The sequence below is a fragment of the Streptococcus parasanguinis genome, assembly GCF_040908565.1.
GTDB lineage: Bacteria > Bacillota > Bacilli > Lactobacillales > Streptococcaceae > Streptococcus > Streptococcus parasanguinis_AC.
This window is the reverse complement of record NZ_JBDGEA010000001.1, coordinates 131651-143681: the sequence shown is the minus strand read 5'-3', so window position 1 is coordinate 143681 and position 12031 is coordinate 131651. Positions and strand designations below refer to the sequence as shown.

12 protein-coding genes are annotated in these 12031 nt (G+C 40.7%); all 12 read right to left on the bottom strand.

The features are described 5' to 3' along the window. Nucleotides 1-5: 5 nt before the first annotated feature. Complete coding sequence (locus tag AB5Y61_RS00800; protein ID WP_368402642.1) at nucleotides 6-1568, bottom strand: 2-isopropylmalate synthase; 1563 nt, start codon at nucleotides 1566-1568, stop codon at nucleotides 6-8. A gap of 509 nt (nucleotides 1569-2077) precedes the next feature. After that, nucleotides 2078-2710: a YpmS family protein gene (locus AB5Y61_RS00795; RefSeq protein WP_134974481.1), complete on the bottom strand. Its 633-nt coding sequence runs from the start codon at nucleotides 2708-2710 to the stop codon at nucleotides 2078-2080. After that, entirely contained in the window at nucleotides 2679-3521 is an 843-nt protein-coding gene (locus AB5Y61_RS00790) for an SGNH/GDSL hydrolase family protein (protein ID WP_368402641.1), read from the bottom strand. Before AB5Y61_RS00790 ends, AB5Y61_RS00795 begins: the two co-directional genes overlap by 32 nt. A gap of 14 nt (nucleotides 3522-3535) precedes the next feature. After that, entirely contained in the window at nucleotides 3536-4804 is a 1269-nt protein-coding gene (locus tag AB5Y61_RS00785) for a dihydroorotase (protein WP_368402640.1), read from the bottom strand. Between the two features lie 11 nt (nucleotides 4805-4815). Continuing rightward, the gene (locus tag AB5Y61_RS00780; RefSeq protein ID WP_368402639.1) at nucleotides 4816-5280 is read right to left on the bottom strand and encodes an NUDIX hydrolase; all 465 of its coding nucleotides are present in this window, start codon (nucleotides 5278-5280) and stop codon (nucleotides 4816-4818) included. A 9-nt stretch (nucleotides 5281-5289) separates the two neighbouring features. Then, nucleotides 5290-5943 carry a uracil-DNA glycosylase gene (locus AB5Y61_RS00775; protein ID WP_009730942.1) on the bottom strand — a complete coding sequence of 218 codons (654 nt, stop codon included), beginning with the start codon at nucleotides 5941-5943 and terminating at the stop codon, nucleotides 5290-5292. Between the two features lie 130 nt (nucleotides 5944-6073). Continuing rightward, nucleotides 6074-7579 (bottom strand): glycosyltransferase family 39 protein, encoded by a 1506-nt coding sequence (locus tag AB5Y61_RS00770; RefSeq protein WP_368402638.1) that lies wholly within the window; start codon nucleotides 7577-7579, stop codon nucleotides 6074-6076. 108 nt (nucleotides 7580-7687) lie between these two features. Further along, a complete protein-coding gene (locus tag AB5Y61_RS00765) occupies nucleotides 7688-8659 on the bottom strand; it encodes a hypothetical protein (RefSeq protein WP_368402637.1) in 972 nt (323 codons plus the stop codon). 245 nt (nucleotides 8660-8904) lie between these two features. After that, nucleotides 8905-9402 carry a hypothetical protein gene (locus AB5Y61_RS00760; RefSeq protein WP_368402636.1) on the bottom strand — a complete coding sequence of 166 codons (498 nt, stop codon included), beginning with the start codon at nucleotides 9400-9402 and terminating at the stop codon, nucleotides 8905-8907. A 25-nt stretch (nucleotides 9403-9427) separates the two neighbouring features. Continuing rightward, nucleotides 9428-9967, bottom strand: coding sequence for a hypothetical protein (locus tag AB5Y61_RS00755; protein ID WP_368402635.1), 540 nt, complete (start codon nucleotides 9965-9967; stop codon nucleotides 9428-9430). Between the two features lie 46 nt (nucleotides 9968-10013). Continuing rightward, complete coding sequence (locus AB5Y61_RS00750; RefSeq protein WP_368402634.1) at nucleotides 10014-10613, bottom strand: hypothetical protein; 600 nt, start codon at nucleotides 10611-10613, stop codon at nucleotides 10014-10016. A gap of 298 nt (nucleotides 10614-10911) precedes the next feature. After that, on the bottom strand, nucleotides 10912-11544 hold the full coding sequence (gene pyrE, locus AB5Y61_RS00745) for an orotate phosphoribosyltransferase (protein ID WP_003014772.1): 633 nt from the start codon (nucleotides 11542-11544) through the stop codon (nucleotides 10912-10914). Nucleotides 11545-12031: the final 487 nt, after the last annotated feature.

Sequence of the window (12031 nt, the reverse complement as noted above, 5' to 3'; positions counted from 1 at the left end):
TCCTCTTAGGCTTGTGGAAGATCACGGTAAGAGACAGCTCGTCCCATTTCACCCGCATTCTCTTTTTGAACCAGCGTGTTGGCATTGATATAAGCGATGGCAGAGGCTTTTAATACGTCGAAGTCCAAACCAGAAGCATTGAAAATCGTATCTGTGTCGACATTTTCCACGGATACCAAGACACGGGCTTGAGCATCGATCCCATCTGTCACCGCATCGATATTATAAGAGGTCAAGCGAACAGTTTGGTTGAAGAATTTATCAATCGCATTAAAGATGGCTTCAACCGACCCTTGACCATTGGCAAGGAACTCAAGCACTTCCCCTTCTTCATTGCTGAGGCTAACTGCTGCTGTAATTGTTTCGTCTGCATTGGTGCTCAAGCGGAGGTCATTAAATTGGAATCCTTCTGGATTTTCCACTGCAGTACCGGCAACAAGGGCGCGGATATCGGCATCTGTGATTTCGTGTTTCTTGTCTGCCAAAGATTTGAATTTAGCAAATAATTGCTTGATGTCTTCTTCTGTGAATTCAAGTCCCAACTCATGCAATTTTTCGACAAAGGCATGGCGACCGGACAATTTTCCAAGAGGGAGGCTATTGCTCTTGACACCCACCAACTCAGGCGTGATGATTTCATAGGTAAGCGGGTTTTTAAGGACCCCATCTTGGTGAATCCCAGACTCGTGTGAGAAGGCATTGCCACCAACAACCGCCTTGTTTTTAGGAATTGGAATCCCAGAGTAACGAGAAACCAACTCAGAAGTATTGATGGTTTCATTGAGCACAATCGGACTCTCCACCTGGTAATAGTCTTCGCGAATATTAAGAGCGACCGCTACTTCTTCAAGCGCTGCATTTCCAGCCCGTTCACCAATCCCATTGATGGTCCCTTCCACACGGCGGGCCCCATTTTTGACAGCAGCGAGGCTATTCGCTACTGCCATTCCTAGATCATCATGGCAATGAGGTGAATAGATAATCTTGCGGTCCGTCTTGACATGGTCGATCAAGTATTTGAAAATCGCGCCATACTCTGCTGGTGTTGTGAAACCGACTGTATCAGGAATATTGATGTAGCTAGCCCCCGCATCGACCGCAGTCTGAACGACTTGCAAGAGGAAATCCAATTCGGTTCGTGTCGCATCTTCTGGTGAGAACTCCACAACCTCAAACTTTGAACGCGCATATGAAACGTGCTCTTTAATGGCTTCAAGAATTTCTTCCTTGGTCTTGTTGAGTTTAAACTCACGGTGAATAGGACTGGTTGCGATAAAGACGTGAACTTGCGGATACTTGGCATCCTTTAAGGCTTCATAACAAGCATCAATATCTGATTTGACAGAACGAGCTAGGCCAGTTACAGCTGTCTTGGTTAAGACCTTTGCAATTTCCTGTACAGCTGTGAAGGAATCCGGACTTGCTGCAGGAAAACCTGCTTCAATAGCAGAAATACCCCATTTTTCCAATTGTTTTGCAATGGCAATCTTTTCTTTGATAGAGAAATTAACTCCCGGAGTCTGTTCGCCATCCCGAAGGCTGGTATCTAAAAATTCAACTTTACGCATAGGGTCTCCTCATTTCTATGTAGTGGATATAAAGAAAAACATCTCACTCGGTCAACCAAGCGAGATGTTTTTGCCCGCTTGGTAAGCCAAACAGGACTAATGCTTCTGCACTAGCCCTTATACCTCAACAACAAAGCAAATTGAATAAACTTAGCTGTTTTCATGTTTGACTTTCTCCTTTGTTCAATGTCTTGTTTAGTATTTTAGCATAGGGAAAAAACAATGTCAAGAATTTTCTGTAATATTCTGAATTTTTTGAATAGAAACAAAATAAAGTTTTCAATTCTAATTAGACTATAGACAGCCTGTTTTTGTATAAGAAAACCTAGGTGCTATTAAAAAATTTATAATGACATATACTATTATGCTCACTCAAACACATCATGTAATGAAACTTTCCGCCGTGAGAAAAGTGCTAGAAACACGGTTGTTTCTAGCACTCGGAATTATTGAACCTAAGGAAATTTTTTAAGATGATTGTGAATTCAATTTGAATAGCCTCTTTCGCCCTACTTCTTCTGATACAAATCAAAAACGATCTTGTCATTATAGAGATCGATGGTATTGGCCTTGACATAGATTCCAAAGTCATTGTCAATTTCTGGCAATACAATGGTGATGGTAGACTGCTTGGGTGAGATCTGAACAAATTTTGGGATATTTTTATTTTTACTCAAGAGCTGCAAGACCATCCTTTGTGGAATTTGAAAGGTTCCAACTGAAAAATCCTTCACCGTCAAGAGAATATTCCCATTTTCCAATTTGGATGGTTGAAAGTAAATGTATAAGGGATAATCCTTCCCCAAGAGACTCAACTGCCCTTCTAATAGGATTTGCTGATTGTCTGCATAGACCTTGTAGTCGGACAGCTTATATTTTTTCAGAAGCGATTTGATGGTATCATTGAGTTGATCACGAGTCGTTGTCATAGTTCCAACTTTGACATCTTTGGTGCCAGCTGTTTGATGAAGCTGACTAACATCTTCTCTTGGCATCGCTAAGCGTCCTTGCACAACTATAGCGAAGGCTAAGAGAAGGCTGACCAAGCCTAAAAACAACCATTTCCAAATATTGATTTTTTGAAGGAAGGGGACCTTCTCTTTGATGGGATTATTTTTGACTCCAAGTTTTCTTCGTGGCATTGATTTTCTCCAATATTGCTTGTTTCATCTTTTCATAGCCCGTATTGTTAGGGTGGAAACTATCCTCTTCATACAGGGCATCATTGATAACGGTTGTCTTCCCGTCACTGATTTCTGATACGCCCATTTTGCCATCAATTCCTTTATAGAGCAGATCATTGATCGGGACGAAATAGACTTGATCATATTGCGCGATGGTTTCTTCCGTCGTCTCATTCCAACGATCTACAGCCGTCTGGATACTAGTTAATTCAGGAAAATTCAGGTAAAGAGGATTGTAGATCCCCACTACATAAATGGGAAGATGGGGATTGTCCTTTCTGGCCTTTGTAATAATTTCTTTGAGGTTCGCTGTATAATTCTTGAGCGGCTTTTGGATATCTGACAGAGAAAAATCACTCAGATGATCGACAACAACTTTGCGCAGATCATTTCCCCCAACCGTTAAGGTCATGACACGCGCCTTTTTGAGATCCTTCTGAAGATCTGTTTGCTTCTTGAGACGATCTAAGATCTGAGCGCTTGTATTTCCAGCTACTCCATAGTTGACAGGCTGATACTGGCCGTCATTTTCATTGGATAGGCTTTGGGCAAGGATGGGGACAAAGCCCCCTTGCTTGGTGCTATTCCCTACTCCTTCGGTCAGTGAATCCCCTAGAGCTACATAAGTATAGGTGATTTCTTTCGCAGCCGTTTTGGGCTTGGTCATACGAGGAGACGCAGTTGGTAGCAAAGCACGAAATAGAAAGACAAAGACAAGAAGGCTGGTTAAAAAGAAAACCAAGCCTTGCATCATTTTTTTAAGATTCATATGAATACGATCGCTTATCCTTGAAAAATCACTTGTCCATCACAGATAGTATAAGCAACTTTCCCTTTTAATGTTTCACCCACAAATGGTGAATTTCCAGCTTTTGAAGCGAAATGATCCGATACCAGACGATCTGCTTCCGGATCAAAGAGGGTCAAATCTGCTGGTCCATCCACAGCAATATAGCCGGCATCAAAATCATAGAGACGTGCTGGATTATAGGACATCTTTTCTAGCAATTGCATTAGGCTCAGATGTCCTGCATGGACCAAGTAGGTCAAACCAAGAGAAAGTGAGGTTTCAAGACCGGTCATTCCAGATGGTGCCTTGGTAATATCAGGAACATTCTTCTCATCCGCATGGTGAGGCGCGTGGTCTGTCGCAATCACGGAGATGACGCCTGACTTCAAGCCTTCAATCACTGCTAGACGATCTGATTCCAAGCGAAGGGGTGGGTTCATCTTGGCATTGCTTCCTTTAGTCAAGAGCAGACTTTCTGTTTTTGAAAAGTGTTGGGGCGCTACTTCTGCCGTCACATGAGCTCCTAATCCTTGGGCAAATTCCACAACCTTGACACTTTCTTCCTTGGAAAGGTGTTGGATATGAAGGTGAGCACCTGTCGCATGGGCAATCATGGCATCCCGCGCTGCCATTGAGTATTCAGCTACACCCGTCGCTCCACAGACATGGAAGTGTTCCTTGGCAATGTTTTCATTCAACCCAAGAATGCCATTCAACTCAGGGTCTTCTTCATGCAGACTAATAAAAGTTCCTAGACGCTTAGCTTCTTCCAAGGCTTGGCGGACAACCATGGTGCTTTGAAGGGGAATCCCATCATCTGAAAAACCTGCCGCACCAGCCTTGAGCAGGCCTTCAAAATCTGTCAAGTTTTGACCGTCAAAATTCTTGGTCACCGTCGCAACCGTATGAATGTGGAGATTTTCCTTGGCTGCAGAAGCTATGACTTCCTCTAAGGTAGCAATATCTGAAATGGTCGGATTGGTATTGGCCATCATGACCACTCGAGTAAAACCACCCGCAGCTGCTGCTAAAGCACCCGTATGGATATCTTCTTTATGGGTTTGCCCGGGTTCACGAAAATGCACGTGCACATCGATCAAACCAGGAGCTACCACTAGACCTGAGGCATCTAGCACCTCTTCTCCATCCGTTGGGAGATTCTCAGCGATCTCTACAATTTTCTTTCCTTCGATGCGAAGGTCACAGACTTGATCCAAACCGGTCTTTGGATCCATGACACGACCATTTTTAATGACAACCATTGCATTCTCCTTTATTCATAAAAATCGACATGGGTCTCTAGCAAGCGATCCCCATCATAGCGAAACATTGCTGAAAAGAAGGGTTTATCCTCTAACAACCACTCGACAAAAGTGTGGTCCCCTTCCCAGGTTGGTTTTGAGAGGACTTGATCGTAAGGTACCCACTCCAAGGTTCCCTCGTTACACTCGATGAGATCCCCTTCAAACTCAGTCACCTTGAAGACATAGGTGTACCAGTCTAGATCTGGAGTAAACTCAGGAAAGGTAATGATCCCTTTCAAGACTGGCTTGGCTCTAAGGCCCGTCTCCTCAAAAATTTCACGGGAAGCACACTCCTGTGGGGTTTCCCCGCGTTCTAATTTTCCACCCACTCCGATCCATTTACCTTCATGGACATCATTGGGCTTTTTATTGCGATGCAACATGAGAAATTCTTTCCCATTGTCGATATAACAAATCGTTGCTAATTGTGGCATTTCTTTCTCCTATCTTAACCAATCAATCGGCTCGCGTCCCGCCTCTGTCAAAAATTGATTGGTTTTTGAAAAGGGTTGGGTACCAAAGAATCCTCGGTAGGCCGATAAGGGACTTGGGTGAGCTGATTCAAGGACCAAATGTCGATCGTGGGTAATCAGAGGCTTTTTCTTACGAGCGTAAGATCCCCAGAGGATAAAGACAACTGGCTCCTCCAACTCATTGACCACCTTGATCACAGCATCTGTGAATGGCTCCCAAATTTGTCCCGCATGACCATTAGCCTGACCAGCAGGAACCGTCAAGCAGGCATTGAGCAAGAGCACCCCTTGCTCCGCCCAGGAGGTCAGATCATGGGACCGCTTCTCTCCGATATCTGAGCGCAATTCTTTGAGAATATTTTGCAAAGAAGGGGGAGCTGGGACATGATCTGGCACAGAAAAACTTAAGCCCTGCGCTTGATCCGGTCCGTGGTAGGGATCCTGGCCTAGGATCAAGACCTTGACCTGATCCATCTCAGTCGTCTGCAAGGCCTTGAAGACCTTGTCACGAGGTGGATAGACCACTCCTTTGCTATAGACCTCATTCATAAAGTCATTAATCTGATGAAAATACCCTTCCGGAAGATGGGATTTGATGGCTTCATGCCAGGGGGAATGTTGCATGGAAACTCTCCGCTATCCAATAAATTCTTATCTTTTATTATACCACATTTGATACAGATCCACTGGATAAAAAAGAGGCTGGACCATTTTATCCAACCTCTTTTTCTGCCTGTTAAACAAGCGAGAGTTTTTATGTATTTTCTTTCTTGCTGAATCCTGCTAGACCGATCGAAGCCACTAGCAAAATTTGTGGCAAGAATTGGATGAGGTAGCGGGTCTTCCCACCTTCAAAGATGGTTAAGAAGAGCAAACCGCCAAAGACCGCTAAGGAAAGGAAATTGAAGGCATCTGTATCTCGACGCTTGAGATAAGCCCCAAGCAAGCCAGCTGACAAGACGATCCAGATCAGCTGTTTCACAAACTCATAATACTTGTACTGCGGGCGATCCGTGCTGAGGAAATAGGTTCTCACCCATTTAGCCAGACCATTGTTTTTAGTCAGTGGCGCATAGAGAGGATTAATATAAGGTGTCTTCTCATACTCTACATCTCGGTAAAGCCAACCGAGGGTCCCTTCTGCTACCGTCAAAGATTGCTTGTAGTAGATATGACCGATCAAACCGACAGGTCCATACTCTTTGAGACGGCGCTTGATTTCTTTGATCACATTTTCTTTTTTAAAGAGGCCATTGTTGTAGTCTGAGCGTTTATCCTTATCAATATAAGCTAGCAAGCCATCTTTCATATCTTCTTGGTTATGCCCCATATCTGTCAAGCCCAGATTGATAAACAAGAGTGGTCCTTTGGCCAAACCTTCTTGTTTCAAGATTGGTACAACTGTTTGATGATTGACCGCTGTATTCAATCCTGCAAAGACAAAGCCCGTCATCATCACGGTCACCGTAGCAATCTTGCCAAAGGCCTTCCAGTTTCCTCTAAAGAAGAGCACAGCCCAAAAGGCAATCATGATAATAATCGTCGTTGGACGAATCAACATGGTCACGCCGGATAAAATCCCTAAACCAAACATCTTCTTCCAGGAGATTCCTGCTTGGTCTTCCTTTAAGAGATCCAAGGCCCACCACAATTGAAGAGCGATCAAAGGAAGCGGAGGAATGTCTGTATACATGGAATAGAAATAAGGCGAGTAACAGATCAAGCTGACATAAAAGAGATAAACTAGATCAGCTGTTTTCTGATTGAAATGATTCTGGGAAAGTTTGTACAAGAGGACAGCACCCAGATTGACATAGAGTATATTGAGAGCCTGCATAACCCACAAACCGCTAGAGCCGAATAAAAGATAGAAAAACTTTTCATAGAGAAAGAGTGGAATGTTATTGGGATTACGACTGAGGTAGTTAGTGATGGAAGATTTCTTAAGAAGATCAAAAGCTCCCTTAAAAACAACCGCAGCATCCCGACGGATCAAAAGCTCTGCACAAATCATAAAGATTAACTGACAGATGATCGCGCCAAGCAAAAAGCCTTTTTTATGACGGGTCAACCAAGCAATGGCTCTTTTTACCCCATCGCGTTTCAACCAGGCTAGCAGAAATAGCAATCCAGCACCTAAAGTGGCAAACCATGAACTCTCTCTCAGATAGGTCACACTGATCAAGAACCAGTGGACCATCACTAGCAACATGACAACATGAAGCATCTCAAATAGAATACGTTTACTTTTCAATAACATAGGTCCATTATATCAAAAAAACAGCATTTCTGCTGTTTTTGACTGATCTTATTATTTCTTAGTTAATCAGTGAATATAGACTTGGTTATACACACATAAGTATTTAAATTACCTATACTTGTAATAGCGGTAAAATTCTTCCTGGCTATTCACGACATGTTCCTTACCATCTACAGAATACTCTGCAGGAATTGCCACATCCGAAAATAAATTTTTTCCTTCTTTAGCGAAAAGTTTAAGAATTGATAAATATTCTTCTAAATCCGATTCCTTACCTAAAATGCCAATCATGGATTCTTTCTCAGACAATATTTCTGCTGCTTTTGGATACGTAGTCCACATTTTTGCTTCTGAAGGAAAATGATAATTAGATTTAGATAGATTTAAAATCGTTCTGTCTGCTATATGATAACGCGAATCAGGGCGTAATAAGCTTAATTGTCTAGAAATTTTAAAAGAGTTTTGCTGCTCTTTATTACTATCTTGTTCTTTTCCAGAATCAACCAGCTTCCCAGTATCTAAATTGATGGATTTTTGAAGGAGCGGGTCTGAACTTTCTAATTTCTGAATATAAATATCAAGTAAGGTCTCTCCACTACTCGTATATATGACGTTTCCTAATCTAATGGGAACGAAGTTTTTATTATATTCTCTCACCAGTTTAAAAACATTATAATCTTTTGAAGTCAGCTTTTGATTTTGAGTATCATAAACTGTAATCCCCCAATATTCCTGCCCTTGGGGATTAGAACTAACTGGATTTATATATTTAAGCTTTTTATATTCTTGTACAATTTTCTTCTCACCTATGAGACGAGTTCCTTGAAATACCTCTTTACTTGAAGTAGTTAACCAATGGTCAATTGGATTATCATAATCCCACTTGACTACAATCGCTTTTCCATCCTCTAAGAATTCATATTTACTTATCTTTTGTTTCAAGTATATTTGAGAATAGGGCTCTACAAAATAAGCAACATATCCTTTATAAGCAATAAAAAGTATACCTATAAGCACAACCAGTGCGATAAGAAACTTTTTTACATTTTTTGGTAATCTTTCTTTCACTAATTTGATCATAACAGCTCCAAATAAATTTATTTACTATGTTTTTTGGATGAAAATTACTTAAATTTGCAATCTTCCTTGAAATCAAACTCTATTTCCCGAGGCTCTGTGAATTCGAGTCCTCTAAAAAATAAGATCACAATTAAACATAAAATCAAGACCAAAAACAAGCGCATTTGAACAAAATACGCTAAAAATAGGACGAGTGTACTTAAACAAATAAGGGCAAACAATTGACGTTTTCGCATTTTTCGCATTCACCACACCTCAGTTCCATTTGCTGTTTTTTGAAGATACTCTACTGGTTTTATCTGACCTACTACTTCTAGCTTCGCTCCATTTTTTTCAACAAACCATTTCAACTGTACATATCTGGCAATAGTGACCAACCATAAAGTGACGATGACAGCAAGAAGAAATAGAAGAACGTTCACCACTCCTTCTCTAACATCCAAATCAAGATTCGGTTTTCCAAAGAAAAGGTCCATGGGAAGGATCTTTCTGAATGTTCTTGCTAATAACAAACCTAGTGGAACACCAATGACGGCCGAAAGATTGTTTGGTGCTTTCTTTAAAAAAATTTGATCTTTAAACGAATGGTTGGTCTGGTACACTTTTCGGTACTTGTCGAAAGGGATTTTACTATTGCGTTTGACGATGAATTCTTCTCCCTGATCGGTCACTAACAAAAAGAATCCCCAGAGAGGCCTTTTCCCATTCAAACTGATATTAAAACATGTTCCTTTTTTGAGCATTGAAAATCCTCTTTACTTTTCCAATTTATTTTTTGCGCGTGATCTTTCTCAATAATAAAAATTGTTTCAATAATCGACAGTGAATAATAGCCAAATAGAACCCACCAAAAGTAATCAATCCAATCCCATAGGAAGAATAATTTCCTGTATTTAAATAGTTTGTCAGCACAGTAACAGTAACAGGAACCATTGACAATCCTAAAAGAAGTTTCACACCAATATTTGTTTTTAGATGACCAATAAATAACTCTTTGAAAACTAATGTATTGATATCAAATTCTTTAAAGTCTTCCGTCTTTTTTTGATTTAACAACATTTCAAAAAGTAGAATCATCAAAATTAAGGCTAAAAGAATATAAATGATTCGACTGAAGCTACTACTATTTGGATTTAGATACGAGTTTAAATTTAATAAAAAGAGGCTCGCCATGGGAACAAAACTAGTAAAGTCAACTGCTTTTGAAGGAATCGCAGTTTGAACATATATATCGTTTGACCTCGTATCTAGATAGTAATCCCTTGCATCCAAAGAAACTAAATATACTAATGAATTTAACTTTATCAATTAAAATCTCCTATAAATCTATCAAGAATGTAAAGAAGAGGAATCCTTATTCTCCTCTTTTCAACCAATTTTGTTGCTGTGCCTTTTCAGCAAGATCTTTTGCTTTGTTGATATCCAGTGATGGTGAATCTGATGGTGTGTTTGATTCGATATCCTCTTTCAATTCTTGTAAGGTTTGAACATCCTGTGGTGTTAAATTAGAGACCGTGCTAGATTCTTTATCTGTTGAACTTTCCGGAACAGACTGAATCTCGCGATAGGTTTTGATTACTTCAGTTCCTGCATCTGTTGTCGGAAGAGGACGATAGAACATGAAAAAACCAATAATGACAATCAGAAGAGCTAGAGCTGATATGAGAATCCCTTTCTGCAAATCTTCCACAGGTATTTTAGAATCTTTAGTGGATAATTCCTTCCACTCTGGATGTGCTTCCTCAGCTTCTTTTTTAGCGTTGAAAGCAGGGGTAATTAAAACTTGATTCATTAAGGTGATTGCACCCAGAGACATCAGCAAAAACGGAATGTGGCGCGATTTACTAATGATCACTAAAATTCCTCCTGTAATAGCAATCAAGCTGATGATGATATTGACGGTAAACCAGACCCTACCCTGCTTCTTCATTTGCAAATAATGTTCTTTTGTCATCTTATTCTCCCTTAAAAATAGTTATTTCTTCATACATAAATACAATTACTACTATCATACCGGATTTTACTTTGGGTTTCAAGTTAACCACCAACTAGTGAAAAGAGTATAAAAAAGAAGCTGGGACAAAAGTCCTAGCCTCTCAATTGTCTTTGGATTGTCGAGCAAGACGCAGTGGTTGAGTGGGCTCTACTACGCTTATTTCATCAGCTTTTACAGCCCTACTCAACTGTGCGGAGGTGGGACGACGTAATCGAATTCTAACGAATTACCGATTTCTGTCCCACTCTCAGTTATATTATTTGTCTTGCCAAGTTTCTTGGTTTTCCTTGAAACGACGCAACAGTTCCAAACCTTCAGAAGTAATGTAGCCCTGTTCTTCTGCTAAATGAATCAATTCTGTGTAGTTTGACAAGGTTTCGAGTTGAACGCCAGCTTCCGCAAATTTCTTATCAGCTTTTTCCAATTGGTAAGTAAAGATCGCTACTACACCAAGGACGTCTGCTCCTTCACGTTTCGCAGCTGCGACAGCATCCAAAACAGAACCACCAGTAGAAATCAAATCTTCAACCACAACCATCTTTTGACCTTGCGGTACACGGCCTTCGATTTGGTTTCCAGCACCATGATCTTTTGGTTTGCTACGGATGTAGGCAAAAGGAAGGTTCATTTTGTCCGCAATAATGGCTCCATGAGGAATCCCCGCAGTTGCTGTCCCTGCAATCACTTCTACTTCAGGGAAAGCTTCCTTGATTTTATCCACGAATCCATTCTCAATCAAGGTACGAGTTTCTGGATAAGCAAGGGTCACGCGGTTATCCGTATAAATAGGGGACTTGATCCCAGAAGCCCAAGTAAAAGGTTCTTCTGGTTTCAAATAAACGGCTTCAATTTTTAGAAGATGGCTGGCAATATCTTTAGCTAATGACATGATAACTCCTTTTTACGATTTTAATCATATACGAATTAAATCCAAAACAGATTTAAAGAACAACTTTACAGGTTAGTGAGTAAGTTAGGGAAGGTCCCATAGGACTTCCCGTAGAGCTACAAAAGTTCCACTTTTAGTAGCGACACGTATTCCGACACTTAGTTGAAAGAAACGATATTTTTCTTTCAACTAAGTTAGTGAATAGTTTAGGAAAGGTCCCATGGGACCTCCCGTGAAACTACAAAAGTAAGACTTTTAGTAGCGATTGGTATTCCGACGATTTAGAGGATAAAACGATTATTTTTATCCTCTAAATCTAGTGAATGCGTTAGGGAAAGTCCTATAGGACTTCCCGTAGAGCTACAAAAATTCCACTTTTAGTAGACCATACTATTCCGACGATTAGAAGAAAGAAACGATATTTTTCTTTCTTCTAATCTAGTGAACTCGTTAGGGAAGATCCTATCGGACTTCCCGTAGAGCTACA